This window comes from Streptomyces canarius, from assembly GCF_014650735.1.
In the GTDB taxonomy this organism is placed as follows: Bacteria; Actinomycetota; Actinomycetes; order Streptomycetales; family Streptomycetaceae; genus Streptomyces; species Streptomyces olivaceoviridis.
Genome location: NZ_BMVN01000004.1, coordinates 306,953 through 333,176, shown reverse-complemented (window position 1 = coordinate 333,176; position 26,224 = coordinate 306,953). Strand labels below are relative to the sequence as shown.

The window sequence follows — 26,224 nt, the reverse complement described above, 5'->3', positions numbered from 1 at the left end:
ATTGGTGATCTCCATGTGGGACGCGCACACGTCGTACGCGGAATACGGGTGGGGGACTGGTCGTGCTCAGGCGAACGCCGGTGAGCACGGCGGTCCACGCCGTCCCAGGGAGTGCGTGAGGAGCCGGTCGCGGGCGGCGGCGCGGCGCGGGGCCGGGCGGGGCAGCCGACGGGCCGGCAGCGGCCGTGCGGCGACCGCGGCCACCGCCAGCAGCAGCGGCCGGAACGTGGTGGCGACGACCGCCCGCAGCAACTGGGCCAGCGCCCGCTCGCCCCGGCGCAGCCAGGCGGCGGCGAGCAGCCCCACACCGATGTGCGCGGCGAGCAGCAGCCAGGCGGCGGCCGGGCTGGCGTGGGCGAGCAGCGCCCCGGCGCGGTCGGGACCGCCGGTCATCTGGGCCAGCGGAGTGCCCACCCGGCCCTCGCACAGCACGTCCAGGCCGACCGCGCGCAGCGGACCGGCGACCGGGCCGCCCGCGCGGCCGTAGCAGGCGTGCTGGCCGGTGGTGAACACCGTGTCGGCGGCCAGCTCCAGCGGGATGAGCAGGGCCGCGATCCGGCCGAAGCCGCGCTCACGGCCCGCCAGCGCGTACGCCGTGACGAACACCCCGGCGGCGACCGCGCCCACGGTCGCCAGCGGCAGCGGAGCACGGGACAGCAGCACGTGCGACGCGGTGCTGAGCGTCACGACGAAGGCCGTGAACAGCGCCGCGCGCACGGCTCTGAGCTGGGTCCCGGATATGTCCATAGCGAAAGGAGAGTCTGTCACGTACACGGGTAAGGGACCGCTAAAGGGTGCCTGTGAATCCGTGAAGGTTACAGCCCCGGAATCCGGCCGTTGCGGAACAGGTCGACGAAGATCTGGTGATCGGCACGCGCGCGTGCGCCGTAGCTGTGCGCGAAGTCCACCAGCAGGGGTGCGAAGCCCTCCTCGTCGGCCGCGAGCGCCGCGTCGATGGCCCGCTCGGTGGAGAACGGCACCAGGGACTCGCCGGAGGTGTCGTCCGCCGCCGCGTGCATGGTCGCGGTGGCCCGGCCCAGGTCGGCGACGACGGCCGCGATCTCCTCCGGGTCGTCGATGTCGTCCCAGTCCAGGTCCACGGCGTACGGCGAGACCTCGGCGACCAACTGGCCGGCGCCGTCCAGCTCGGTCCAGCCGAGCCACGGGTCGGCGTGCGCCTGGAGGGCGCGCTGGGAGATCACCGTGCGGTGGCCCTCGTGCCGGAAGTACTCCGCGATGGCCGGATCCGTGATGTGCCGGGACACGGCCGGGGTCTGGGCCTGCTTGATGTAGATCACGACATCGTTCTCCAGGGCGTCGCTGTGGCCCTCCAGGAGGATGTTGTACGACGGCAGGCCCGCGGAGCCGATGCCGATGCCCCGGCGGCCCACGACGTCCTTCACCCGGTACGAGTCCGGGCGCGCCAGGGAGGAGTCCGGCAGCGTCTCCAGATAGCCGTCGAAGGCCGCCAGGACCTTGTAGCGGGTGGCCGCGTCCAGCTCGATGGAGCCGCCGCCCGGTGCGAAACGGCGCTCGAAGTCGCGGATCTCGGTCATCGAGTCCAGCAGGCCGAAGCGGGTCAGCGAGCGGGCGTCACGCAGCGCGTCCAGCAGCGGACCCTGCGCGGTGTCCAGCGTGAACGGCGGCACCTCGTCCCGCTTGGCGCCGGTGGCCAGGGCGTGGACGCGCTCGCGGTAGGCGGCGGCGTAGACCGTCACCAGCTCGGTGATCTGCGCGTCGCTGAGGGCCTTCGCGTACCCGATGAGCGCGACCGACGCCGAGAAGCGCTTCAGGTCCCAGGTGAACGGGCCGACGTAGGCCTCGTCGAAGTCGTTGACGTTGAAGACCAGGCGGCCGTTGGAGTCCATGTACGTGCCGAAGTTCTCGGCGTGCAGATCGCCGTGGATCCACACGCGCGACGTGCGCTCGTCCAGGTACGGGCCGCCGCGCTTCTCGGCGTCGAGGTCGTGGTAGAAGAGGGCCGCCGTGCCCCGGTAGAACGCGAAGGCCGAGGCCGCCATCTTCCGGAACTTCACCCGGAACGCGGCCGGGTCGGCGGCCAGGAGCCGGCCGAAGGCGGTGTCGAAGACGGCGAGGATCTCCTCGCCGCGCTGCTCCTCGTCGAGCTGGGGGACCGACATCGCGGGGTGCCTCCTGGTGCGTTACCTGTACGACAGCGTTTCTGCCGTACCCAACGCACGAAGGTACGCGGGAGTGCCCGCCCGTCGCCCGACCACCACCCCTCATCGAGGCGCTTCGCGCCAAGATTTCATTTCGCCGCCCGACCACCACCCCTCATCGGGGCGCTTCGCGCCAAGATTTCATTTCGCCGCCCGACCACCACCCCCATCGAGGCGCTCCGCGCCACGTCTTCATCCCGTTGTCAGTGCCGCGGCATAGACTTCGACGCTGACCCCAGAACTGTCCGCCCGCCCGTCGCCGAGTGTTTCCCCCGGAGGACTCACCGTGTCAAAGCCGCCCTTCACGCACCTGCACGTCCACACCCAGTACTCGCTGCTGGACGGTGCCGCGCGGCTGAAGGACATGTTCAACGCGTGCAACGAGATGGGCATGACGCACATCGCCATGTCCGACCACGGCAACCTCCACGGGGCGTACGACTTCTTCCACTCCGCGAAGAAGGCCGGAATCACCCCGATCATCGGGATCGAGGCGTATGTCGCCCCCGAGTCCCGGCGGAACAAGCGCAAGATCCTCTGGGGCCAGCCGCACCAGAAGCGGGACGACATCTCCGGTTCGGGTGGTTACACCCACAAGACGATGTGGGCCGTGAACAAGACCGGTCTGCACAACCTCTTCCGGCTCTCCTCCGACGCCTACGCCGAGGGCTGGCTCCAGAAGTGGCCCCGGATGGACAAGGAGACCATCGCCCAGTGGTCCGAGGGCATCGTCGCCTCCACCGGCTGCCCCTCCGGCGAGGTGCAGACCCGGCTGCGCCTCGGCCACTTCGACGAGGCCCTCAAGGCCGCCGCCGACTACCAGGACATCTTCGGCAAGGAGAGGTACTTCCTGGAGCTGATGGACCACGGCATCGAGATCGAGCGCCGGGTCCGCGAGGGCCTGCTGGAGATCGGCAAGAAGCTCGGCATCCCGCCGCTGGTCACCAACGACTCGCACTACACGTACGCGCACGAGGCGGGCGCCCACGACGCCCTGCTGTGCATCCAGACCGGCAAGAACCTCTCCGACCCCGACCGCTTCAAGTTCGACGGCACCGGCTACTACCTGAAGTCCACGGACGAGATGTACGCCATCGACTCCTCGGACGCCTGGCAGGAGGGCTGCGCCAACACGCTCCTCGTCGCCGAGATGGTGGACACCACCGGCATGTTCGAGAAGCGCGACCTCATGCCCAAGTTCGACATCCCCGAGGGCTACACCGAGGTCACCTGGTTCCAGGAGGAGGTCCGCCGCGGCATGGAGCGCCGCTTCCCGGGCGGTGTCCCCGAGGACCGCCAGAAGCAGGCCGAGTACGAGATGGACGTCATCATCCAGATGGGGTTCCCGGGCTACTTCCTCGTGGTCGCCGACTTCATCATGTGGGCCAAGCGCCAGGGCATCGCGGTCGGCCCCGGCCGAGGCTCCGCGGCCGGCTCGATCGTCGCCTACGCGCTCGGCATCACCGACCTCGACCCGATCCCGCACGGCCTGATCTTCGAGCGGTTCCTCAACCCCGAGCGCATCTCGATGCCCGATGTCGACATCGACTTCGACGAGCGCCGGCGCGTCGAGGTGATCCGGTACGTGACGGAGAAGTACGGCGCCGACAAGGTCGCCATGATCGGCACCTACGGCACCATCAAGGCCAAGAACGCGATCAAGGACTCCGCGCGCGTGCTGGGCTACCCGTACGCGATGGGCGACCGCATCACCAAGGCCATGCCCGCCGACGTCCTCGGCAAGGGCATCCCGCTGTCCGGCATCACCGACCCCGGCCACCCCCGCTACTCGGAGGCCGGCGAGGTCCGGGGGATGTACGAGAACGAGCCGGACGTGAAGAAGGTCATCGACACCGCGCGCGGTGTGGAGGGCCTGGTCCGGCAGATGGGCGTGCACGCCGCCGGCGTGATCATGTCCAGCGAGACCATCACCGAGCACGTCCCGGTCTGGGTGAGGCACACCGACGGCGTGACCATCACCCAGTGGGACTACCCGAGCTGTGAGTCGCTCGGCCTGCTGAAGATGGACTTCCTGGGCCTGCGCAACCTCACGATCATGGACGACGCCGTCAAGATGGTGAAGGCCAACAAGGGGATCGACATCGACCTCCTGAGCCTCCCGCTCGACGACCCCACGACCTTCGAGCTGCTCCAGCGTGGCGACACCCTCGGCGTCTTCCAGTTCGACGGCGGCCCCATGCGGTCCCTGCTGCGGCTGATGAAGCCGGACAACTTCGAAGACATCTCCGCCGTGTCGGCCCTGTACCGGCCGGGCCCGATGGGCATGAACTCCCACACGAACTACGCGCTGCGCAAGAACGGGCAGCAGGAGATCACGCCGATCCACCCCGAGCTGGAGGCGCCGCTCAAGGAGGTCCTGGACGTCACCTACGGCCTGATCGTCTACCAGGAGCAGGTGCAGAAGGCCGCCCAGATCATCGCGGGCTACTCGCTCGGCGAGGCCGACATCCTCCGCCGCGTGATGGGCAAGAAGAAGCCGGAGGAGCTGGAGAAGAACTTCGTCATCTTCCAGGCCGGCGCCCGCAAGAACGGCTACAGCGACGAGGCCATCCAGGCGCTGTGGGACGTGCTGGTCCCCTTCGCCGGCTACGCGTTCAACAAGGCGCACTCCGCCGCGTACGGCCTGGTGTCGTACTGGACGGCGTACCTGAAGGCGAACCACCCCGCCGAGTACATGGCCGCCCTGCTCACCTCGGTCAAGGACGACAAGGACAAGTCCGCGGTCTACCTCAACGAGTGCCGCCGCATGGGCATCCGGGTGCTCCCGCCGAACGTCAACGAGTCCGAGGCCAACTTCGCCGCCCAGGGCGACGACGTGATCCTCTTCGGCCTGTCCGCCGTCCGCAACGTCGGCACCAACGTCGTCGAGTCGATCATCAAGTGCCGCAAGGCGAAGGGGAAGTACGGCTCCTTCCCCGACTACCTCGACAAGGTCGACGCGGTGGTCTGCAACAAGCGCACCACCGAATCGCTGATCAAGGCCGGCGCCTTCGACTCGATGGGCCACACCCGCAAGGGCCTCACGGCCCAGTACGAGCCGATGATCGACAACGTGGTGGCGGTCAAGCGCAAGGAGGCCGAGGGCCAGTTCGACCTCTTCGGCGGGATGGGCGAGGAGACCAGCGACCAGCCCGGCTTCGGCCTCGACGTGGAGTTCACCGACGACGAGTGGGACAAGACCTATCTGCTCGCCCAGGAGCGGGAGATGCTCGGTCTGTACGTCTCCGACCACCCGCTCTTCGGCCTGGAGCACGTGCTCTCCGACAAGGCGGACGCGGGCATCGCCCAGCTCACCGGCGGTGACTACGCGGACGGCTCGGTGGTGACCATCGGCGGCATCATCTCCGGCCTCCAGCGCAAGATGACCAAGCAGGGCAACGCCTGGGCCATCGCCACCGTCGAGGACCTGGCGGGCTCCATCGAGTGCATGTTCTTCCCGGCCACCTACCAGCTGGTGTCCACCCAACTCGTCGAGGACGCCGTGGTGTTCGTCAAGGGTCGCCTCGACAAGCGCGAGGACGTGCCCCGGCTCGTCGCCATGGAGCTGATGGTCCCGGACCTGTCCAACGCGGGCACCAACGCGCCCGTGGTGCTCACCATCCCGGCCGTGAAGGTGACCCCGCCGATGGTCAGCCGCCTCGGCGAGATCCTCAGCCACCACAAGGGTGACAGCGAGGTCCGGATCAAGCTCCAGGGCCCGCGCAAGACCACCGTGCTCCGCCTGGACCGGCACCGGGTCAAGCCCGACCCGGCGCTGTTCGGCGATCTGAAGGTGCTGCTCGGCCCGTCCTGCCTGGCCGGCTGAGGCCCGGCGGAAGGCGCCGACGCGAAGGGGCGCACCCTTGACGGGTGCGCCCCTCACCTGTGCCCGGGCTTCAACTGCCCTTTAGTTGTGGCCGAAGTTCTTCTGCTTCTTGCGCGCGGCCTCCGAAGGGCTGCCCGGGGCGTGCGCCATGGGCGGCTCGTGCTCCTCCGTCTGCGGACGCTGCGCGTGCTCGGACTGCGGAGCGCGGTTCTGCGGGCCGGACTGCTTGCGGTTCTTGTTCTTGGCCATGGTGATCTGCCTCCTGTGGGGGATCTAGGGGCCAGGGCCGGGACCAGATTCACATACGCTGACATCAAGCGCATGTCGGATAATTACCGTGTGTGACAGGGGTGGTGGGCGCACCGGAACCGCAAACGCCACGCCGAAGATCGAGTTCGGGCCGTTAACCCCCGCGAGGTCGGGCAGACTCGAAGGAAGTCCGAAGCAAAACCTCCCGGGAAGAGGGTGAGTCGCGTGGACCGCTGCATCGTCCTGGTGGACGCCGGGTATCTGCTGGGAGCCGCCGCCAGCCTCCTCGCCGGCGAGCCCTCGCGGTCCCGGATCACCGTCGACCACGCCGCGCTGATCCAGGCGCTGCGGGAACGCGCGGAGTCCGACACCGAGCGCCCCCTGCTGCGCATCTACTGGTTCGACGGCGCCCCCGACCGGGTCCCCCAGCCGGAGCATCGCCGGCTGCGCGTGATGCCCCGGGTCACCGTCCGCCTCGGCGCCCTCACCCGCAGCGACGGACGGTGGGCGCAGAAGGGCGTCGACGCCGCCATGCACGCGGAACTGACCGAGCTGGCCCGCAACCGCGCCTGCTCCGACGTCGTCCTCGTCACCGGCGACGGCGATCTGCTGCCGGGCATGATGGCCGCCAAGGAGCACGGCGTCGCCGTCCACCTGTGGGCCGTCCAGGCCGCCGATGGCGACTACAACCAGTCCGAGGACCTGGTCGCCGAGGCCGACGAGCGGCGCGTGCTGGACCGCGCCTGGATCACCCAGGCCGTCCGCGCCAAGGAGCTGACCGGCGTCTGCGCCCCGCCGCCCGCGCCCCGCCCCGAGATCGCCGCGATCCTCTCCGCGCCGCTGCCCGAGTCCGCGCTCGGCACGGCGAGCGAGCGGCCCGCCGAACAGCCCGCCCACCCGCCGGCCGCCGCCGCGGCCGAGAACGGCGCCCAGGAGCGGGTGACCGCCCCCAAGGGCGTCCCCACCCCCAAGGACCTGGCCGCGCTGCGCGCACCCGGCGCCCAGCCCGGGCAGCACCCCGCGACCGCGACCCTGCGCTGGTCCTCCGACAAGGGCTGGGTCGACCGGCCGGGAGCGGTCGCCGAGCCCCCCGAGGTCGCCTCCATGCCGACGCTGGCCCAGCTCACCACGGCCGAGCAGCGGTGGGCCGACCGGGAGGAGGACATCACCACCGTCGGCGGCGACCCGTACGAGGTCGGGCAGGTCTTCGCCCGCCGCTGGATGTCCCGGCTCGGCGACCAGGGCCACCTCCAGCGGCTGTCGCAGATGTACCCGCGCATCCCGCACCGGATCGACGGGGAGCTGCTGCGGTACGCGGCGCGGTTCGGACTGCTCGCGCACAAGGACGACCAGATCGACGAGCACGACCGTTACGCCATTCGGGCGGGGTTCTGGCGGGAGATCGACGTCCCGGCGGCGGCCGAACAGCACGCGCCCGCCGCCGACTGAATGCCCGGGGCCGCCCCCAAAGGCGAGTAAAGGCCCCCGACCCCGTAGGCTCGTCCCTTGTGAGTACGCGCGCGGGACAGGCACTTCGGTACGATGAGGTCGTACGCGCGCGCGGGCTCGGCAAGACCTACCCGGCCGTGAAGGGCCGGCGGGGCGTCCCGGGCACCCCCGAGGTGCGGGCCACCGACGGGGTGGAGCTGGACGTGCGGCGCGGCGAGGTCTTCGGGCTGCTCGGTCCGAACGGCGCCGGCAAGTCCACCCTCGTACGGCAGCTCACCGGGCTGCTGCGGCCGGACACGGGCAGCGTCGAGATACTCGGCCACGACATCGTGCGCCATCCCGAGCGGGCCGCGCGGCTCCTCGCCTACCTGGGCCAGGAGTCCACCGCACTGGACGAGCTGACCGTCTCGCTCGCCGCCGAGACCACCGGACGCCTGCGCGGCCTGGACGTCCGGCGGGCGCGGGCCGAGCGGGACGCCGTCCTGGAGGAACTGGGGCTGACCCCGATCGCCGGACGGGCGCTGAAGAAGCTGTCCGGCGGGCAGCGGCGGCTCGCCTGCTTCGCCGCCGCCCTCGTCGGGGAACGGCCGCTGCTCGTGCTGGACGAACCGACCACCGGCATGGACCCGGTGGCCCGGCGCGCGGTCTGGGCGGCCGTGGACCGGCGGCGGGCCGAGCGCGGCACGACCGTGCTGCTGGTCACCCACAACGTCATCGAGGCCGAGACGGTCCTGGACCGGGTCGCCGTGCTCGACCAGGGCCGGGTCATCGCCTGCGACACCCCCGCCGGACTCAAGGAGCGGGTCGCCGGCGAGGTGCGGGTGGAGCTGGTGTGGCGGGAGCGGGCGCCGCTGGAGGTGCCCGAGGTCGCCGTGCTGCGCGAGCGGGCCGCGGAGTCCGGCCGGCGCTGGACGCTCCGGCTCGCGCCCGAGGAGGCCCGCGCCGTCGTCGCCACGGTGACCGGCGGTGCCGCCTTCGCCGCCCTGGACGACTTCACGCTCGCCACGCCCAGCCTGGAGGACGTCTACCTGGAGCTGGGCGGCGCGGCCCGGCAGGGGCTGGTGAAGACATGAGCGCACCGGCCCGGGAAGGCGTACGGGTCCGCGCGACCGCCGGGGTGGGAAGGCCCGCCGTGGCGACTGCCGTAGGGAAGAGGAGCAGCCCGTCGTGAGTGTCGTACCCGCCGAGGTTCTGCCGGGCGGTGCCCGGGCCGTGCCGGACACGGCGGCCGAGCTCGGGCCGTCCGCGCGGCTGTGGCCGTCGCTGGTGGCCGTCTACCGGGCGCAGCTGTCCCGGGCCCGGGTGGCGCGGATCCCGCTGCTGTTCGTGGCGACCTTCCAGTCCATCGGCATCGCCGTGATGATGCGCGGTGTCGTCGACAGCGGCCATGAGGCCCAGTCCGTGGTGGCCGGGTCCTCCGTGCTGGTCGTCGCGTACGTGGCGCTGAACCTGCTGTCGCAGTACTTCGGACAGCTGCGGGCCAGTGGCGGGCTCGACCACTACGCCACGCTGCCGGTGCCGCCGGCGGCCGTGGTGCTGGGCGCGGCGGCGGCGTACGCCTCCTTCACCGTGCCGGGGACGCTGGTGACGGCCGTCTTCGGCTGCGCGCTCTTCGGGCTGCCGCTGTCCAACCTGTGGATCCTGGTGGCCGTCATCCCGCTCGCCGGGGCCGCGCTGGCCGGGCTGGGCGCCGCCTGCGGGCTGCTCGCGCCCCGGCCGGAGCTGGCCACGCTGCTCGGGCAACTCGGCATGTCGGCCGCGCTGCTGCTGGGCGTGCTGCCGGCCGACCGGATGCCGGAGGCCGTACGGCTGGCCCGTGATCTGCTGCCGTCGACCTACGGGGTGGAGGCGTACGCGCGGACCTTCGGGGCGGACCCCGACTGGGCCGTCGTCCTCGCTGACCTGGGGGTGTGCGCGGGTGTCGGGGTGGTCTCGCTGGCCGTGGCGACCTGGGCGTACCGCAGGGCCGCCGTCCGGTGACGCGGCCCACAGCGCGACCTGGCACGATGGTCGGGTGACCGCACCGCTGACTCCGCCTCCTCCGCCGCACGAGAACTCCCCGCACCAGGTCTGGCAGGCGCCGCCGCCCGCCGGGGCGCCGGGCGCGGGCACGTACGAACAGGACGGCCCCGGGATGAAGACGGAACTGCGGGAGGCCGCCGTGATCACGGTGGCGGTGGCGCTCGGCGGGGTGCTGCTGGGGCTGTTGTGGTGGTGGCTGGCGCCGCACGTGCCGCTGATCGCTGACGAGGTCGACAAGAACTGGGTCGTCTACCTCAAGGACAGCGAGGGCGAGCAGGCGGTCGGGGTGGACGGGACGTTCACCCTGCTGGGACTCGCCTTCGGACTGGTCAGCGCCGTGGTGGTGTTCCTGTTGCGGCGGCGCGGCGGTGTGCCGCTCGCGGTGGCCCTCGGCCTCGGCGGGCTGCTCGGGTCGCTGCTGGCCTGGCGGCTCGGGGTGTGGCTGGGACCCGAGTCGAACGTGCTCGCGCACGCGCAGGCCGTGGGCAAGGGGGTGACGTTCTCGGCGCCGCTGAAGCTGTCGGCGAAGGGGGCGTTGCTGGCGTGGCCGTTGACGGGGTTGCTGGTGCACCTCGGACTGACCGCGCTGTTCGGGCCCCGGGACCCCGAGCTGCCGTGACCCGGGGGCTCCGCGTCAGCCGCGTCCGATCGGCGCCAGCACCGCCTCCGTCAGCTTCGCCAGGTCCCCCGGCGCCAGCTCCACCTCCAGGCCCCGGCGGCCCGCCGACACGCAGATCGTCGCGTGGGAGTCCGCCGAGTCGTCGATGACCGTCGGGAGCTTCTTGCGCTGGCCGAGCGGGGAGATGCCGCCTCGGACGTAGCCCGTGGTGCGTTCGGCGAGGGCCGGGTCGGCCATGGTCGCCCGCTTGCCGCCCACCGCCGCCGCCAGGGCCTTCAGGTCGAGCGAGCCGGCCACCGGGACCACACCGACCACCAGGGAGCCGTCCACGTCGGCCACCAGGGTCTTGAAGACGCGCTCGGGGGAGACGCCCATCGCCTCCGCCGCCTCCTCGCCGTAGGAGGGGTGGGACGGGTCGTGGTCGTAGGCGTGGACCGTGAAGTCCACGCCCGCCGCCGTCAGGGCCACCGTCGCGGGTGTCCCCCCGGACTGCTGCTTCTTCGGCTTCTTCGCCATCAGGGTGTCGTGCTTCCCTCAGTTCAGACTGGTCGGCGTCCGCGTCAGCTCGAACGCGGGCAACGACGGCAGACTACGGATGATGGACGTCTCCGCGCGAAGGAGTTTCAGCTCGTCCCGGAGCCGGGAGGCGGTGTCCGGGGCCTGGAGCAGACGCTGCTTGGTCGGCGTGTCGTGCACCATCGCGGCGGCCACCAGGTACGACACCACGCCCGGGTCGTCCGGCAGGTCGGCACCGGTGGACAGCGAGCGCTCGCGGGCGCCCGCAAGACGCTTCTGGTACTGGCGGAAGGAGCGCAGGACGCCCTCCGCCAGCGCGCCGGCCTCGTCCCCGGGCTCCTCCGGCAGCTCCTCCAGCTCGGCGGTCAGGAACGGACCGGACGCGTCCACGGACAGCAGGCGGACCCGCGTCGTGCCCGTCGCCAGGACCTCGAAGGTGCCGTCGGACCGCTCCCGGATGGTCGCCGCGTCCGCCACACAGCCCACCCCGTGGAGGGCCTTGAGCGGGTCGGGGCCGAAGCCGGCGGCCGGGCCCCGGTCGGGCTGGGCCGTGGGGTCCGGCATGCCCGGGGCGCTCGGGGCGACCTCATGGCCGTCGCGGATGGCGACGACGGCGAAGCGGCGCGGCTCCTCCTCGGGGGTCTTCGACAGCGCGCGCATCATGGCGCGATAACGCTCCTCGAAGACGTTCAGCGGCAGCACGAGCCCCGGGAACAGCACCGAGTTCAGCGGAAAGAGCGGAAGACGGACGGTGGTCACGGCGCCCCAGCCTAGTGGTCGGCGGCGCGGGCGTGTCCGCCGTGTTCGCCGAGAGGGTCCCGGGACGCCGTCAGCAGCCCGGCCGGGGCGGGTCGCGGGGCCGCGGTCTCCAGGTGGTCGCGCACGCGCAGGAAGTGGGCGAGCGGGTCGTCGGAGATCCGGTCCCAGGGGAAGGAGGTGGCGTAGGGGCCGATCAGGCGCAGCTGGGCGCGGGCGTCCTCCCGGCGGTCCAGCCGCAGCAGGACGTACAGCAGTTTGTTGCGGACCTCGGCGGGCCACGGGTCGGCCGCCGGGAAACGCCCGGACAACTCGATGGCGCGGTCGGCGGCCGCGTCCAGCCGGGCGCGCGGCACGTCGGGGCCTCGGTCGTCGGTCAGACAGCCGAAGGCCGCGCGGGCGGGCAGTGCCTGGACGAGCGAGTGGGCCGGGGCGTCCTGCGCGGCCCGCTCGGCGAAGTCGAAACACGCGCGGTGCGAGCCGTGGGGAGTGTGGGGCGTGTCTCCCCACCGGGCGCAGCAGAAGGCGGCCAGGTAGCGCAGGGCGGCCACGTGGCAGCCGTAGTGGTGCGGGGCGCGCCGGACGGCCGCCTCCCACAGCTCCTCGAAGTAGCGGTGCCCGGTGCGCGAGCCGCGCGCGTGGTCGAGCGCGATCCGCCACGGCACCGGGTCGCTGGCGTCGGCGCGGGCGGCGGCGGTGATGAGCGGGCTCACCTCGCGCAGCAGCTCGGCCCGGGCGGGCGAGGACCAGACGCGGTCCACCGCCAGCTGGGCCCCGAGCAACAGCACGCCGGGGTCGTCCGGGGCGGCGGCGCGCCACTCCTCGTACCACTCGGGGCGCGAGCGGGCGAAGGCGGTCAGGCGCCGTACGTACCGGTCCCGGTTCTCCCAGTCGGCCGCGCTGCGGGTGGCGGCGAGCAGGCCGGCCGCGGCGGTGTACTCGCCCCGGCCGGCCGCGACCAGTGCGGGCGAGAGGCGGTCGTCGGGCGCGTCGAGCACGGCCTCGTCCCCGGCCGGCGGGCGGCCGGCCGGGCGCGCGGAGCGTTTGGCCATCCGGGTGGGGCGGATGAACGAGGGCAGCAGAGCCATGGTTCGACCATTGAAAGTCCGCAGGTCGGGGCGGCGCCAGAGGGTCTGGGCAAGTCGGGGAAAGTTGTACGGTCGAGAGTCAAGGACCGGTAAAGGGTGAATGTGTGTTTTGTGTGGAGTGTGTGCGCGAAGGGCAGATTCCGGCAGTCCTGATGGATGGCCGGTCCTGTTGGACGGCGCCGGCCTCGCGCCGGGTGTCGTCGGCGCCGCCGGGTGCCGTCAGCTCCGCCGCAGCAGCCGGGTCGCGCCCGCGGCCACCGTCGTCGCCAGCACCCAGCCGATCAGGATCAGCGCCGCCGCCAGCCACTGCCAGCCGCCGCGCAGCTGCCACTGGCCGGCCTGGCCCAGGTCGATCACCGGCAGCAGCAGGTCCAGCGTGAACAGCGCCGGGCTCCAGACCGGATGGCCGCCGGAGCTGACCGGCGGATGGTCCGCGCGCGTGAACGCGAGCGTGCCCGCCGCCCACAGCACCGCCATCCACACCGCGGCCCGGCCGGGGCGGTAGCCGTAGGCGACCGTCCAGTCCTGGAGGTAGCCCCAGAACTTGCCGGCCAGCGGCAGCGTCTCCCGCCGCCGGCGCTGCTTGGCGAGCAGCACCTCGCGCGCGTCCTCGTCCTCCCCGGCCGCGCGCAGCACCGCCGCCAGCCGCTCGTACGGCTCCGGGGCGTACTCGGCGGTGGCCGCCGCCACCCAGTCCAGGCGCTGGGCCAGCGGGAACGGGCCCTGCGGCACCAGGCTCTCGTAGGTGAACCCGCCCATGTGCAGACTGCCCGCGTCCGGCCAGCTGCTCGCCCGGTCCACCAGGTTCCCGATCCGCGCCCCGGACAGCACCACCTTGCCGCGCTGCGGCTTGTCCCCGAGGAAGCGCAGCTCCGGCGTCTGCACCCGGCGCAGCGACAGCTCCTGGTCGTCGGTGAAGGCGAACCCGGCCCGCTCCAGGTCGACGGCGTCCCCGAACCGCCCGTCGTCCAGGCGCACCCCGCCCCGGGACTCGAAGCGCTGGATGCGCGTCCCGCGCGCGGGCGTCGTGCCGCTCAGCAGCGGGTTGCCCACGCCGGCCGGGGTCAGGTACAGGGTGCGCTCGACCGTCAGCTGGGGGGCGTTCAGGGCGAACCGGGCGTAGGGGTTGGCGAGCTTGGCGCCGCGCAGGCTGAGCGAGACGCCGATCTGGGCGCCGCGCAGGCTGAACTCGCCGTGCGACTCCAGCATCTCCGCCTGGAGGTCCTGGCCGACGGTCAGGCCGTCGGCCGCGATCGACCGCCCGCTGCGGTCCCGGTAGGCGACCGCCTGGTTGAGCAGCAGATCGGTGCCGATGTGCGCGTCCGTCAGCCGGACCCCGTTCTGGAACCGGCAGCGCGGCAGATGCAGATCACCCTCCGTGTGCACGCGGGCGGCCTCCAGGCGCGGCGCCGCGCAGTCCACCAGGCGCAGGGTCGTGAACCGGGCCTCCGGCAGCCGGATCTCCTCGTCGAAGCGGCAGCCGCGCAGCTCCACGTACGGCGTGACCTGGCCGCCCGCCAGGTCCAGCGGGTCGGTGATGCGCACGCCGGCGAGCTTCAGCGCGGACACCCGGCCGGCGAGCGCCGGCGGGCCGTCGAGGAGCAGCCAGCAGACGATGCGGGCCCGTACGGTCCGCTCCGGACCCCAGGGGTGCCCGCCGTGCGGATCGTCCACCGCGAAGTCGCCGCTGGTCAGGTCGTACACGCTGCCGTTGCGGAAGGCCTGCCACATGCCCGCCTCGGTCGCGGTCAGGTCGTCCGGCAGGTCCCCCGTGCGGATGCCGGCCCCCTCGCTCACCGTTCTCCTCTTCTCTCCTCTTTCGGTTCGATGGTTTTCGTACAGCCGTTCATGCCCTCTGTGACCGCCGGGACACCACCCGTGAAGGTGATCTTCCGGGTTCCGGCCACCCTCTGTACCAGTCATTGGCCCACGGCCTGTATCAGCCATTGATACGTGCGGACGGCTCCCGGCGGCGGTCTGAGAGAATTGGGACTGTGATTTCCCGAATCGATCTGCGCGGCGACGCCCTTCCCGAGGGCCCCGCCCTGCGCGACCTGCTGCCCCGAGCCGACTTCGACGTTCAGGCCGCCCTGGAGAAGGTGCGCCCGATCTGCGAGGCCGTGCATCATCGTGGCGACGCGGCGCTGATCGACTTCGCCGAGAAGTTCGACGGAGTACGGCTGGAAACCGTCCGTGTCCCGGCCCAGGCGCTCACCGACGCGCTCGCCGGACTCGACCCGGCCGTGCGCGCCGCCCTGGAGGAGTCCATCCGGCGCGCCCGGCTGGTCCACCGCGAGCAGCGCCGCACGACCCACACCACACAGGTCGTGCCCGGCGGCTCGGTGACCGAGAAATGGGTTCCGGTCGAGCGCGTCGGGCTGTACGCGCCCGGCGGCCGCTCGGTCTACCCGTCCTCCGTGGTGATGAACGTGGTGCCCGCCCAGGAGGCCGGCGTCGAGTCCATCGCGCTCGCCTCACCGGCCCAGGCCGAGTTCGGCGGGCTGCCGCACCCGACGATCCTCGCCGCCTGCGCCCTGCTGGGCGTGGACGAGGTGTACGCGGCCGGCGGCGCCACCGCCGTCGCGATGTTCGCGTACGGCACGGAGTCCTGCCCGCCCGCCACCATGGTCACCGGGCCCGGCAACATCTGGGTCGCCGCCGCCAAGCGCTACTTCACCGGCAAGATCGGCATCGACGCCGAGGCCGGCCCGACCGAGATCGCGATCCTCGCGGACGCCGGCGCCGACCCGGTGCACGTCGCCTCCGACCTGATCAGCCAGGCCGAGCACGACCCGCTGGCGGCGGCCGTCCTGGTCACCGACTCCGTCGAGCTGGCGGACGCGGTCGAGAAGGAGCTGGAGCCGCAGGTCGCGGCCACCAAGCACATCGAGGACCGGATCGTGCCCGCGCTGAAGGGCAAGCAGTCCGCCATCGTGCTGGTCGACGGCATCGACGAGGGCCTGCGGGTCGTCGACGCGTACGGCGCCGAGCACCTGGAGATCCAGACCGCCGACGCCGCGGCGGTGGCCGACCGGGTCCGCAACGCCGGCGCGATCTTCATCGGCCCCTGGGCCCCCGTCTCCCTCGGCGACTACGCGGCCGGGTCCAACCACGTCCTGCCCACCGGCGGCTGCGCCTGCCACTCCTCGGGCCTGTCCGTCCAGTCCTTCCTGCGCGGCATCCACATCGTGGACTACACGAAGGACGCGCTCGCCGAGGTCGCCCACCACGTGGTGACGCTGGCGGAGGCGGAGGACCTGCCGGCGCACGGCGCGGCGGTCAAGGCGCGGTTCGGCTGGAAGGTACCCGAGAGCAAGTGAGCGACGTGCGGATCGACGACCTCCCCGTACGGGACGAGCTGCGTGGCAAGTCCCCCTACGGCGCGCCCCAGCTGGACGTCCCCGTACGGCTGAACACCAACGAGAACCCCTACCCGCTGCCCGAGCCGCTGGTCGAGCGGATCGCGGAGCGGGTGCGCGAGGCCGCCCGCGGCCTGAACCGCTACCCCGACCGGGACGCCGTCCAGCTGCGCACCGAGCTGGCCAAGTACCTCACCAGGACCGGCAAGTACCCCCTCGGCGTCGAGAACGTGTGGGCCGCCAACGGCTCCAACGAGGTCATCCAGCAGCTTCTCCAGACCTTCGGCGGACCGGGCCGCACGGCGATCGGCTTCGAGCCGTCGTACTCGATGCACGCGCTCATCGCGCGCGGGACCGGCACCGGCTGGATCCCCGGCCCGCGCGCCGAGGACTTCACGATCGACCTCGACGCGGCCCGGCGGGCCATCGCCGAGCACGAGCCGGACGTCGTCTTCATCACCACCCCCAACAACCCCACCGGCAACGCGGTCCCGCCGGAGACGGTCCTCGCGCTGTACGAGGCGGCGCAGGCGGCCAAGCCGTCGATGGTGGTCGTGGACGAGGCGTACATCGAGTTCAGCCACGGCGACTCGCTGCTGCCGCTGCTGGCCGGCCGCCCGCACCTGGTGATCTCCCGGACGATGTCCAAGGCGTTCGGCGCGGCCGGCCTGCGCCTCGGCTACCTGGCCGCGCACCCGGCGGTCGTGGACGCCGTCCAGCTGGTCCGGCTGCCGTACCACCTGTCGGCGATCACCCAGGCGACCGCCCTGGCCGCGCTGGAGCACACCGACACGCTGCTCGGGTACGTCGAGCAGCTGAAGGCGGAGCGGGACCGGCTGGTCGCCGAGCTGCGCGCGATCGGTTACGAGGTGACCGAGTCCGACGCGAACTTCGTGCAGTTCGGCCGGTTCGCCAGCGCCCACGAGGCCTGGCGGAAGATCCTCGACCGGGGCGTCCTGGTCCGGGACAACGGCGTACCGGGATGGCTGCGGGTCTCCGCCGGCACCCCGGAAGAGAACGACGCGTTCCTCGACGCGGTCCGTGAGTTGAAGAAGGAGCTTGAGCGATGAGCCGCGTTGGACGCGTGGAGCGCACCACCAAGGAGACGTCGGTGCTGGTCGAGATGGACCTCGACGGAACCGGCCGGACCGACATCGCCACCGGCGTCGGCTTCTACGACCACATGCTCGACCAGCTCGGCCGGCACGGTCTGTTCGACCTGACCGTCAAGACCGACGGCGACCTGCACATCGACTCCCACCACACCATCGAGGACACCGCCCTCGCGCTCGGCGCCGCCTTCAAGCAGGCGCTCGGCGACAAGGTGGGCATCTACCGCTTCGGCAACTGCACGGTCCCGCTGGACGAGTCCCTCGCCCAGGTCACCGTCGACCTGTCCGGCCGCCCGTACCTCGTGCACACCGAGCCCGAGAACATGGCGCCGATGATCGGCGAGTACGACACGACGATGACCCGGCACATCCTGGAGTCCTTCGTCGCCCAGGCGCAGATCGCGCTGCACGTGCACGTCCCGTACGGGCGCAACGCGCACCACATCGTGGAGTGCCAGTTCAAGGCGCTGGCCCGGGCGCTGCGTTACGCCTCCGAGCGCGACCCGCGCGCGGCCGGCATCCTCCCGTCGACGAAGGGCGCGCTGTAACCCATGACCGGTCTGTCGACCCTCCTGATCGTCGTCGGCCTCTTCCTGGTCGGCGGCATCATCTCCTTCGTCAAGCAGAAGATGCCCACCAGCCTGATCGTGCTGCTCTCGATCGGCGCGGGGCTGTGCCTGGTGGCGGGCGTCATGCGGCTGGAGGTGTGGAATTGAGCACCACGTCCACGAACAAGAAGGTCGTCGTCTTCGACTACGGCTTCGGCAACGTCCGCTCCGCCGAGCGGGCCCTCGCGCGCGTGGGCGCCGACGTCGAGATCACGCGTGACTTCGACAAGGCCATGAACGCCGACGGCCTGCTCGTGCCGGGCGTCGGCGCCTTCGCCGCCTGTATGCGGGGCCTGCGCGCCGCCCGGGGCGACTGGGTCGTGGACCGCCGGCTGTCCGGCGGGCGCCCCGTCATGGGCATCTGCGTCGGCATGCAGATCCTCTTCGCGCGCGGCATCGAGCACGGCGTGGAGGCCGAGGGCCTGGACGAGTGGCCCGGCACGGTCGCGCCGCTCCAGGCCGACGTCGTGCCCCACATGGGCTGGAACACCGTGGACGCCCCGGCCGACTCGCGGCTGTTCGCCGGCCTGCCCGCCGACGCGCGGTTCTACTTCGTGCACTCCTACGCCGTCCACGACTGGGCCCTGGAGAGCCACAACCCGGTGATCGAGGCCCCCAAGGTCACCTGGTCGACGCACGGCAAGCCGTTCGTGGCCGCCGTGGAGAACGGCGCCCTGTGGGCCACCCAGTTCCACCCCGAGAAGTCCGGCGACGCCGGCGCCCAGCTCCTCACCAACTGGATCGGAACCCTGTAGACCATGGCCAAGCTCGAACTCCTCCCCGCCGTCGACGTCCGCGACGGCCAGGCCGTCCGCCTCGTGCACGGCGAGGCCGGGACCGAGACCTCCTACGGCTCCCCGCTGGAGGCCGCCCTCGCCTGGCAGCGGTCCGGCGCCGAGTGGCTGCACCTGGTCGACCTGGACGCCGCGTTCGGCACCGGCGACAACCGCGCCCTGATCGCCGAGGTCGCGAGGGCCATGGACATCAAGGTGGAGCTGTCCGGCGGCATCCGCGACGACGACACCCTCGCCGCCGCCCTCGCCACCGGCTGCACCCGGGTGAACCTCGGCACGGCCGCCCTGGAGACCCCCGAGTGGGTCGCCAAGGTCATCGCCGAGCACGGCGACAAGATCGCCGTCGGCCTGGACGTGCGCGGCACCACGCTGCGCGGCCGGGGCTGGACCCGCGACGGCGGCGACCTCTACGAGACGCTGGAGCGCCTGGACAAGGAGGGCTGCGCCCGCTACGTCGTCACCGACATCGCCAAGGACGGCACCCTCCAGGGCCCCAACCTGGAGCTGCTGAAGAACGTGTGTGCCGCCACCGACCGCCCGGTCGTGGCCTCCGGCGGCGTGTCGTCCCTGGACGACCTCCGCGCCCTCGCCGAACTGGTACCCCTCGGTGTCGAGGGCGCCATCGTAGGGAAGGCGCTGTACGCGAAGGCGTTCACCCTGGAAGAGGCCTTGGAGGCTGTGTCGTCATGAACGGAGCCGTGCGGCGCGTGCAGAGCGGAAGTCCCTGGGAAGAGAGTTTCGGGTTCGCACGCGCCGTCGCGGCGGGTGACCGGGTGCTGGTGGGCGGCACGACGTCCTTCAAGGGCACCGTGCTGTACGGGGAGGGCGACCCGTACGAACAGGCCAAGGTGGCCTTCACCAGCGCCCTGGAGGCGATCGGCGAGCTCGGGCTCGGTATCGAGTCCGTGATCCGTACGCGGATGTACCTGACCCATGTGCGGGACGTGGACGCCGTCGGGCGGGCCCACCAGGAGCTGTTCGACGCCGTCCGCCCGGTCTCGACCCTGCTGGTCGTGGAGGGCTTCGTCGACCCGCGCATCCTGGTCGAAGTAGAACTAGAAGCATTCAGAGGCTGAAGGCCTTTAAGGAGCCGTGGATTCATGACCCTGGCGGTCCGAGTCATCCCCTGCCTGGACGTGGACAACGGCCGGGTCGTCAAGGGCGTCAACTTCCAGAACCTGCGCGACGCCGGCGACCCCGTCGAGATGGCCAAGGTGTACGACGCCGAGGGCGCCGACGAGCTGACGTTCCTGGACATCACCGCGTCCTCCGGCAACCGGGAGACGACGTACGACGTGGTGCGCCGCACCGCCGAGCAGGTGTTCATCCCGCTGACCGTCGGCGGCGGCGTCCGCACGGCGGAGGACGTGGACAAGCTGCTGCGGGCGGGCGCCGACAAGGTGGGCGTCAACACGGCGGCCATCGCGCGCCCCGACCTGATCCGCGAGATCGCCGAGCGGTTCGGCCGGCAGGTGCTGGTCCTCTCGGTGGACGCGCGCCGCACTCCCGGGGGCACCTTCGAGGTCACCACCCACGGCGGCCGGCGCGGCACCGGCATCGACGCGGTGGAGTGGGCGCACCGGGCGGCCGAGCTGGGCGCGGGGGAGATCCTGCTGAACTCCATGGACGCGGACGGCACGAAGGACGGCTACGACCTGGAGATGATCGCGGCGGTGCGCAAGCACGTGACCGTCCCGGTGATCGCCTCCGGCGGCGCCGGCAAGCTGGCCGACTTCCCCCCGGCCATCGACGCGGGCGCGGACGCGGTCCTCGCGGCATCGGTCTTCCACTTCGGCGACCTGAGGATCGGTCAGGTGAAGGACGCGCTGCGGGGCGCGGGGCACCCGGTGAGGTAGCCGCCGCTCCGAAGGGCCCCGGCCGGTCGGCCGGGGCCTTTTCGTGCGCCGGACGCGCAGGACACGAGAGAAGTCACGCGAGAGAAGTTGCGCAAAGAATATTGCGCAACTTCTCTTTCGTATCTAGGGTTCGGATCATGGCACGCGAGGAGAACCGCCGGATCACGGACATCGGGACGCTCAAGGCGCTCGCCCACCCGCTGCGCATGAGGCTGTACCGCCTGCTGTTCGTCGCGGAGGCCGCCACCGCCTCACAGCTCGCCGAGCAGGTGGACGAGGCCGTCTCCCTCGTCAGCTACCACCTGCGCAAGCTGGCCGAGCACGGTCTCGTCGAGGAGGCTGAGCCGCGCAGCGCGGACGCGCGGGAGCGCTGGTGGCAGCCGTCGTCCGAGGGCGTCACCATCCGCGACGAGGACTTCCGGGACGCCCCCGAGAAGGCGGCGGCGCACCTGGCGGCCTCGCGGATGTTCCTGGAGCAGCGCGCCGGGATGTACCGGAGGTACCTCGACGAACGCGCCCACTGGGGCCCCGGGTGGAACACCGCGGCCCACGACTCCGAGTCCCTGCTCCGGCTCACCGCCGGTGAACTCGCCGAGCTGAAGAAGGACCTGACCGATCTGCTCAAGCGGTACGACGAGCGGGGGCGGGCCCGCGAGGCCGCCGGTGACACCGAGGGGCGCGAGCACGTCGCGCTGCACGTGTACGGCTTCCCGTTCCGTGTCTGACGTCTGAGAGGACAGCCCTCCCGTGACCGCCACGCTCATACCGCCGGCCACCGCGCGGGCCCACCGCGACCCCAACGTGCTGCGCTGGCTCGGGGCCTACACCTCCTCGATGCTCGGCGACAGCGTCTACTACCTCGCCCTGTCCTGGGCCGCCGTCCAGGCCGGGAGCCCCGCGCAGGCCGGGCTCGTGATGTCGGCGAGCGCGCTGCCCAGGGCCGTGCTGATGCTCGGCGGGGGAGTGGTCGCCGACCGGTTCGGGCCGCGCCGGGTCGTCATCGGCAGTGACGCCGTACGCTGTGCCGCCGTCCTCGCCGTGGCCGCCCTGCTGTACCTCACCAGCCCCGGGCTGTGGCCGCTCGCCCTGCTGGCGCTGGCCTTCGGCACCGTCGACGCCGTGTTCATGCCCGCCGTGGGCGCGCTGCCGGCCCGTCTCGCCGAGAAGGACCAGCTCGCCCGCGTCCAGGGCATGCGCGGCCTCGCGATCCGTTTCGCGAGCGTCGTGGGCGCCCCGCTCGGCGGGCTCGCCGTGGCCGCCGGCGGAGCCCCGGCCGCGTTCACCGTCGCCGGGCTGCTCATCGCGCTGTCCGTACCGCTCCTGGTGTCGGTGCGGGTGCGGGAACTGCCCGAGGACGGCACCCCCGGCACGGCGGGGACCCCCTGGGGCGACCTGAGGGCCGGGCTGCGGTACATCCGGCGGCACCGGGTGCTCGCGCCGCTGATGGTCGCCATCGCCCTCGGCGACCTCGGCTTCGTCGGGCCGTTGAACGTCGGGCTGACCCTGCTCGCCGACGCCCGCGGCTGGGGTGCCGCGGGCATGGGCTGGGTGCTCGCCGGATTCGGGGTCGGCGCGGGGGCCGCCTCGCTGCTGCTGGCCGTCCGGGGGCGGCTGCCGCGCGCCGGGCTGGTCGCCGGGGCCGCCATCATCGCGGGCTGCGTGGCCATCGGCGCCCTCGCCTACGTGCCGGGTCTCGTCACGGCCGTCGGCACGGCCGTGCTGGTCGGCCTGCTCACCGGGCTCAGCGGCGCGATGTGCGGTGCCCTGCTCCAGACCCAGTCCGATCCCGCCTACCTCGGCCGGGTCACCTCCGTCTCCGGCCTGGTCAGCCTCGGCCTCACCCCGCTGAGCATGCCGTTCGCCGCCGCCGCGATCGGGGCCTGGGGCCTCGGCCCGGTGTTCGTGGCCAGCGCGGTCGTCTGCGGGCTCGGCGGGGTCGTCGCCCTTGCCGTACCGGCCCTGCGCCGCGCCGAACTCCCGGGCTGACCGCCGTTCACTCCTTGGGCTGAACCAGCTGCACCAGATTGCCCACCGTGTCGTCGAACACCGCCGCGATGACCGGCCCCTGCTCCTGCGGGGGATGCGTGAACCGGACACCGAGGCCGCGCAGCCGGTCGTACTCCGCTTGCAGGTCGTCCACGGAGAAGACGATGCACGGCAGCCCCGCCTCGTGCAGCGCCCTGCGGTACGGCTCCGCGATCGGGCCCTGGCCGGGCTCCAGCAGCAGCTGGAGATCCGGCTGGGCGCCCTCCCGCGCCCCGACCGTCACGAAGAGCGTGCCGTCGCCGAGGTCCATGCGGGTACGGGTCTCGAAGCCGAGGACGTCGGTGTAGAAGGCGTGCGCCGTCGCCACGTCGTCGACGTAGACGCCGGTCATCGCCACCTTGATCACGGCCCGGCCCTCTCAGATGCCCAGCCGCTTGGTCTCGTGCAGCTTGGCGATCGCCTCCGTGTCGCCGTCCAGCTCCACCTTGGCCGCGCGCTGCCGCCCGAACGCGAACATCAGCAGCTCCGACGGCTCACCGGTCGCCGTGACCACCGGGGTGCCCCGGTGCGCCACCGCCGTCTGGCCGTTCGGGCGGCGCAGCACCAGACCCGTCGGCGCGCCCCGGCCCATCAGCCGCGCGGCGCGTTCGAGGCGGGACCACAGCGCGTCCTGGAAGACCGGGTCCAGCTCGCGCGGGCTCCAGTCCGGCTGGGCGCGGCGGACGTCCTCCGTGTGGACGTAGAACTCCACGATGTTGGCCGCCTCGTCGATCTGCTTGAGCTGGAAGGGCGAGAAGCGCGGCGGGCCGGTACGGATCAGCTGGATCAGCTCCTCGTACGGCTTCGCCGTGTACTCGGCCGTCACCTTCTCCAGACGCGGCGCGAGCTGCTTGATCAGCGCGCCCCCCGCCGCGTCCGGGCGGCGCTCGCGCACGACCACGTGCGCGGCCAGGTCCCGGGTCCGCCAGCCCTCGCAGAGGGTCTCGGCGTCCGGCCCGGCGGTTTCCAAGAGGTCGGCGAGAAGGAGCCGTTCACGCTTGGCGAAGGTCGACATGGTGTCAGCCTACGACCACGTAACCGGTCCGCCCACCCGTGGAGTCGCTCCGCGCCGTCGTGACCATTTCCTGGACGGCCGCGTCCCGCTGTCGGTCCCGCGCGGCACAATGTGACCCATGACCAGTACGACCGGTGCCCCCCGGCCCAGCAGCCTCGACCCGGAGGTCGTCGCGCGGCTCAAGCGCAGCGCCGACGGGCTCGTCCCCGCCATCGCCCAGCAGTACGACACCGGCGAGGTGCTCATGCTCGGCTGGATGGACGACGAGGCGTTGCACCGGACGCTGACCACCGGCCGCTGCACCTACTGGTCGCGCAGCCGCCAGGAGTACTGGGTCAAGGGCGACACCTCCGGCCACGTCCAGTGGGTGAAGTCGGTCGCGCTGGACTGCGACGCGGACACCCTGCTGGTCAAGGTCGACCAGGTCGGCGCCGCCTGCCACACCGGCGCCCGCACCTGCTTCGACGCGGACGTGCTCCTCAAGGACGCCGGTTCGGGCGTACCCGGATCCGGTCAGTAAGGTCAGCGGCCATGGAACTGGAGACCTTCCGCAAGCTGGCCACCGACCGGCGTGTCATCCCGGTCACGCGCAAGCTGCTCGCCGACGGCGACACCCCGGTCGCGCTGTACCGCAAGCTCGCCGCCGAGCGCCCCGGCACCTTCCTGCTGGAGTCCGCGGAGAACGGCCGCTCCTGGTCCCGTTACTCCTTCGTCGGCGTCCGCAGCGCCGCCACGCTCACCGCGCGGGACGGACACGCCCACTGGCTGGGCACCCCGCCCGTCGGCGTCCCCACCGACGGCGACCCCCTCGCGGCCCTGCGCGCCACCCTCCAGGCCCTGCACACCCCGCACCAGGAGGGCCTGCCGCCCTTCACCGGGGGCATGGTCGGCTACCTGGGCTACGACATCGTCCGCCGTCTGGAGAAGATCGGCCCCGGCGAGCGCGACGACCTGAGGCTGCCCGAGCTGACCATGCTGCTGACCAGCGACCTCGCGGTGATGGACCACTGGGAGGGCTCGGTCCTGCTGATCGCCAACGCGATCAACCACAACGACCTCGACACCGGCGTCGACGAGGCGTACGCGGACGCCGTCGCCCGCCTCGACGCCATGGAGGCCGACCTCACCCGCCCGGTCGCCCAGCCCCCGGCCCACCTGCCGCCCTCCGAGCTGCCCGAGTACACCGCCCGCTGGGGCGGCCCCGACTTCCAGCGGGCCGTCGAGGACGTCAAGGAGCGCATCCGCGCGGGCGAGGCCTTCCAGGTCGTGCCCTCCCAGCGCTTCGAGACCCCGTGCACGGCCAGCCCCCTGGACGTCTACCGGGTCCTGCGGGCCACCAACCCCTCGCCGTACATGTACCTCTTCCGCTTCGACGGGTTCGACGTCGTCGGCTCCTCCCCGGAAGCACTGGTGAAGGTCGAGGACGGACGCGCGATGGTCCACCCCATCGCCGGCACCCGGCACCGCGGGGCCACCCCGCAGGAGGACCAGGCCCTCGCCGAGGAACTCCTCGCCGACCCCAAGGAACGCGCCGAGCACCTGATGCTGGTCGACCTCGGCCGCAACGACCTCGGCCGGGTCTGCGAGCCCGGCTCGGTCGAGGTGGTCGACTTCATGTCCGTCGAGCGCTACTCGCACGTGATGCACATCGTCTCGACCGTCACCGGCACGGTCGCCCCCGGCCGCACGGCCTTCGACGTGCTCACCGCCTGCTTCCCGGCCGGCACCCTCTCCGGCGCCCCCAAGCCCCGCGCGATGCAGATCATCGACGAACTGGAGCCGTCCCGGCGCGGCCTGTACGGCGGCTGCGTCGGTTACCTGGACTTCGCCGGCGACTCCGACACCGCGATCGCCATCCGTACGGCCCTGCTCCGCGACGGCACGGCCTACGTCCAGGCCGGCGCCGGCATCGTCGCCGACTCCGACCCGGTCGCGGAGGACCAGGAGTGCCGCAACAAGGCGGCGGCGGTGCTGCGGGCCGTGCACACCGCCAACCGGTTGGGCGCGTAGGGCGTTCCGCTCGCGCGTAGGGCGCTTCTCATACGAACCCCGGGTGACGGCTCACCCGGGGTTCAGGCGATAGTGGAGTACGTGACTGCCGTACCTGACCCCCGTTCCCAAGCCGCCGCGTCCGCCCGGTCCGGCCGGCGGAGCCTCGCCCTGGCCCTCCTGTGCGGTGCGCTCGGCGCGGCCGTGGCGCTGCTCGCGACCCGGCAGCGCTGGGCGGAGGGCACCGCGACGGTGGCCGGCGGAGCGTTCCCGCTGACCGCCAAGGGCAGCGACGTCACGGGCGTCCCCGCGGCCCTCGCCATAGTGGGCCTCGCCGCGCTCGTCGCCGTCTTCGCCGTCCGCAGGGCCGGCCGGTTCCTCGTCTCCGGGCTGCTCGCGCTGTCCGGCGCCGGGATCGCGGCGGCGGCCCTCGTGTCCGCCTCCGACAGCTCCGCGCTGGACGAGCAGGCCGCCAAGGCGAGCGGCGACACCTCCGCCACGGTCGACGCGCTCACCCACACCGGCTGGCCGTATGTCGCCGCCGCCGGCGGCGTGCTGCTCCTGCTCGCCGGACTGCTCGCCCTGCGCTACGGCCGTCTGTGGCCCGCCATGTCCGGCCGCTACGAGCGCGGCACCGCCCGCCCGCGGCGCACGGCCCGGCCGGTCGATCCGGAGCGGCCCGAGGAGATCTGGAAGGCGCTGGACCGGGGCGAGGACCCGACGGGCGCCTGAATCCGCGGGGCGCACCCGGAGCCCGCATC

At 72.3% G+C, this 26,224-nt stretch carries 27 protein-coding genes; 18 read left to right on the top strand and 9 right to left on the bottom strand.

The features are described 5' to 3' along the window. Positions 1-66 precede the first annotated feature (66 nt). Together IE294_RS08475 and IE294_RS08470 are read right to left on the bottom strand one after the other, a co-directional pair. The gene (locus IE294_RS08475) at positions 67-747 is read right to left on the bottom strand and encodes a hypothetical protein (protein ID WP_189883939.1); all 681 of its coding nucleotides are present in this window, start codon (positions 745-747) and stop codon (positions 67-69) included. 68 nt (positions 748-815) lie between these two features. Then, positions 816-2,141 carry a DUF2252 domain-containing protein gene (locus tag IE294_RS08470; protein ID WP_189815627.1) on the bottom strand — a complete coding sequence of 442 codons (1,326 nt, stop codon included), beginning with the start codon at positions 2,139-2,141 and terminating at the stop codon, positions 816-818. 325 nt (positions 2,142-2,466) lie between these two features. Here IE294_RS08470 and dnaE point away from each other — a divergent pair, with 325 nt between their 5' ends. Beyond that, positions 2,467-6,006, top strand: coding sequence for a DNA polymerase III subunit alpha (dnaE, locus tag IE294_RS08465; RefSeq protein WP_189883937.1), 3,540 nt, complete (start codon positions 2,467-2,469; stop codon positions 6,004-6,006). 81 nt (positions 6,007-6,087) lie between these two features. Here dnaE and IE294_RS08460 read toward each other — a convergent pair whose 3' ends face one another. Further along, complete coding sequence (locus IE294_RS08460) at positions 6,088-6,255, bottom strand: hypothetical protein (RefSeq protein ID WP_189883935.1); 168 nt, start codon at positions 6,253-6,255, stop codon at positions 6,088-6,090. A 225-nt stretch (positions 6,256-6,480) separates the two neighbouring features. Between IE294_RS08460 and IE294_RS08455 the strand changes: the two genes are divergently transcribed. From IE294_RS08455 to IE294_RS08440, 4 genes are all read left to right on the top strand, one after another. Continuing rightward, entirely contained in the window at positions 6,481-7,704 is a 1,224-nt protein-coding gene (locus tag IE294_RS08455) for an NYN domain-containing protein (protein ID WP_189883933.1), read from the top strand. Positions 7,705-7,763: 59 nt separating this feature from the next. Beyond that, the gene (locus IE294_RS08450; RefSeq protein ID WP_189883931.1) at positions 7,764-8,777 is read left to right on the top strand and encodes an ABC transporter ATP-binding protein; all 1,014 of its coding nucleotides are present in this window, start codon (positions 7,764-7,766) and stop codon (positions 8,775-8,777) included. Positions 8,778-8,871: 94 nt separating this feature from the next. Further along, entirely contained in the window at positions 8,872-9,684 is an 813-nt protein-coding gene (locus tag IE294_RS08445; RefSeq protein ID WP_189883929.1) for an ABC transporter permease, read from the top strand. 34 nt (positions 9,685-9,718) lie between these two features. Next, positions 9,719-10,345 carry an AAA family ATPase gene (locus IE294_RS08440; protein ID WP_189883927.1) on the top strand — a complete coding sequence of 209 codons (627 nt, stop codon included), beginning with the start codon at positions 9,719-9,721 and terminating at the stop codon, positions 10,343-10,345. Positions 10,346-10,360: 15 nt separating this feature from the next. On the opposite strand, the gene ybaK is transcribed toward IE294_RS08440, so the two are convergent. The 4 genes from ybaK to IE294_RS08420 all read right to left on the bottom strand — a co-directional run bounded on the left by ybaK (position 10,361) and on the right by IE294_RS08420 (position 14,502). Then, positions 10,361-10,861 carry a Cys-tRNA(Pro) deacylase gene (gene ybaK / locus IE294_RS08435; protein ID WP_189883925.1) on the bottom strand — a complete coding sequence of 167 codons (501 nt, stop codon included), beginning with the start codon at positions 10,859-10,861 and terminating at the stop codon, positions 10,361-10,363. Between the two features lie 18 nt (positions 10,862-10,879). Next, positions 10,880-11,620 carry an LON peptidase substrate-binding domain-containing protein gene (locus IE294_RS08430; protein WP_189883922.1) on the bottom strand — a complete coding sequence of 247 codons (741 nt, stop codon included), beginning with the start codon at positions 11,618-11,620 and terminating at the stop codon, positions 10,880-10,882. An 11-nt stretch (positions 11,621-11,631) separates the two neighbouring features. Next, complete coding sequence (locus IE294_RS08425; protein ID WP_189883920.1) at positions 11,632-12,705, bottom strand: hypothetical protein; 1,074 nt, start codon at positions 12,703-12,705, stop codon at positions 11,632-11,634. Positions 12,706-12,924: 219 nt separating this feature from the next. Then, a complete protein-coding gene (locus IE294_RS08420) occupies positions 12,925-14,502 on the bottom strand; it encodes an oxidoreductase (protein ID WP_189883918.1) in 1,578 nt (525 codons plus the stop codon). Positions 14,503-14,699: 197 nt separating this feature from the next. Between IE294_RS08420 and hisD the strand changes: the two genes are divergently transcribed. From hisD to IE294_RS08370, 10 genes are all read left to right on the top strand, one after another. Then, positions 14,700-16,025, top strand: a complete 1,326-nt coding sequence (gene hisD, locus IE294_RS08415; protein ID WP_189883916.1) for a histidinol dehydrogenase — start codon at positions 14,700-14,702, stop codon at positions 16,023-16,025. Then, the gene (locus IE294_RS08410; RefSeq protein WP_189883914.1) at positions 16,022-17,134 is read left to right on the top strand and encodes a histidinol-phosphate transaminase; all 1,113 of its coding nucleotides are present in this window, start codon (positions 16,022-16,024) and stop codon (positions 17,132-17,134) included. Before hisD ends, IE294_RS08410 begins: the two co-directional genes overlap by 4 nt. After that, positions 17,131-17,724, top strand: a complete 594-nt coding sequence (gene hisB, locus IE294_RS08405) for an imidazoleglycerol-phosphate dehydratase HisB (protein ID WP_189883912.1) — start codon at positions 17,131-17,133, stop codon at positions 17,722-17,724. Before IE294_RS08410 ends, hisB begins: the two co-directional genes overlap by 4 nt. Before the next feature lie 3 nt (positions 17,725-17,727). Next, positions 17,728-17,892 (top strand): CG2302 family histidine operon protein, encoded by a 165-nt coding sequence (locus IE294_RS08400; RefSeq protein ID WP_014672133.1) that lies wholly within the window; start codon positions 17,728-17,730, stop codon positions 17,890-17,892. Then, positions 17,883-18,539, top strand: coding sequence for an imidazole glycerol phosphate synthase subunit HisH (gene hisH, locus IE294_RS08395; protein ID WP_189883909.1), 657 nt, complete (start codon positions 17,883-17,885; stop codon positions 18,537-18,539). The genes IE294_RS08400 and hisH overlap by 10 nt, the downstream gene beginning before the upstream one ends. A 3-nt stretch (positions 18,540-18,542) precedes the next feature. Further along, positions 18,543-19,268 carry a bifunctional 1-(5-phosphoribosyl)-5-((5-phosphoribosylamino)methylideneamino)imidazole-4-carboxamide isomerase/phosphoribosylanthranilate isomerase PriA gene (gene priA / locus IE294_RS08390; protein ID WP_189883907.1) on the top strand — a complete coding sequence of 242 codons (726 nt, stop codon included), beginning with the start codon at positions 18,543-18,545 and terminating at the stop codon, positions 19,266-19,268. Beyond that, positions 19,265-19,654, top strand: a complete 390-nt coding sequence (locus IE294_RS08385; protein ID WP_189883905.1) for a RidA family protein — start codon at positions 19,265-19,267, stop codon at positions 19,652-19,654. The genes priA and IE294_RS08385 overlap by 4 nt, the downstream gene beginning before the upstream one ends. 24 nt (positions 19,655-19,678) lie before the next feature. Beyond that, positions 19,679-20,434 carry an imidazole glycerol phosphate synthase subunit HisF gene (hisF, locus tag IE294_RS08380; RefSeq protein WP_189883903.1) on the top strand — a complete coding sequence of 252 codons (756 nt, stop codon included), beginning with the start codon at positions 19,679-19,681 and terminating at the stop codon, positions 20,432-20,434. Positions 20,435-20,571: 137 nt separating this feature from the next. Beyond that, entirely contained in the window at positions 20,572-21,159 is a 588-nt protein-coding gene (locus IE294_RS08375) for an ArsR/SmtB family transcription factor (RefSeq protein ID WP_189883901.1), read from the top strand. Positions 21,160-21,181: 22 nt separating this feature from the next. After that, entirely contained in the window at positions 21,182-22,420 is a 1,239-nt protein-coding gene (locus IE294_RS08370; RefSeq protein ID WP_189883899.1) for an MFS transporter, read from the top strand. Between the two features lie 7 nt (positions 22,421-22,427). Here the strand turns inward: IE294_RS08370 and IE294_RS08365 are convergent, their stop codons facing one another. Both IE294_RS08365 and IE294_RS08360 read right to left on the bottom strand, forming a co-directional pair. Beyond that, entirely contained in the window at positions 22,428-22,826 is a 399-nt protein-coding gene (locus tag IE294_RS08365; protein WP_189883897.1) for a VOC family protein, read from the bottom strand. A 12-nt stretch (positions 22,827-22,838) separates the two neighbouring features. Beyond that, positions 22,839-23,474: a TIGR03085 family metal-binding protein gene (locus tag IE294_RS08360; protein ID WP_189883895.1), complete on the bottom strand. Its 636-nt coding sequence runs from the start codon at positions 23,472-23,474 to the stop codon at positions 22,839-22,841. 118 nt (positions 23,475-23,592) lie between these two features. Between IE294_RS08360 and hisI the strand changes: the two genes are divergently transcribed. The 3 genes from hisI to IE294_RS08345 all read left to right on the top strand — a co-directional run bounded on the left by hisI (position 23,593) and on the right by IE294_RS08345 (position 26,195). Next, positions 23,593-23,994 carry a phosphoribosyl-AMP cyclohydrolase gene (hisI, locus tag IE294_RS08355; RefSeq protein ID WP_189883893.1) on the top strand — a complete coding sequence of 134 codons (402 nt, stop codon included), beginning with the start codon at positions 23,593-23,595 and terminating at the stop codon, positions 23,992-23,994. 11 nt (positions 23,995-24,005) lie between these two features. Next, a complete protein-coding gene (locus IE294_RS08350) occupies positions 24,006-25,484 on the top strand; it encodes an anthranilate synthase component I (RefSeq protein WP_189883891.1) in 1,479 nt (492 codons plus the stop codon). 72 nt (positions 25,485-25,556) lie between these two features. Continuing rightward, positions 25,557-26,195, top strand: coding sequence for a TIGR02234 family membrane protein (locus tag IE294_RS08345; RefSeq protein ID WP_189883889.1), 639 nt, complete (start codon positions 25,557-25,559; stop codon positions 26,193-26,195). The last annotated feature ends 29 nt before the right edge of the window (positions 26,196-26,224 follow it).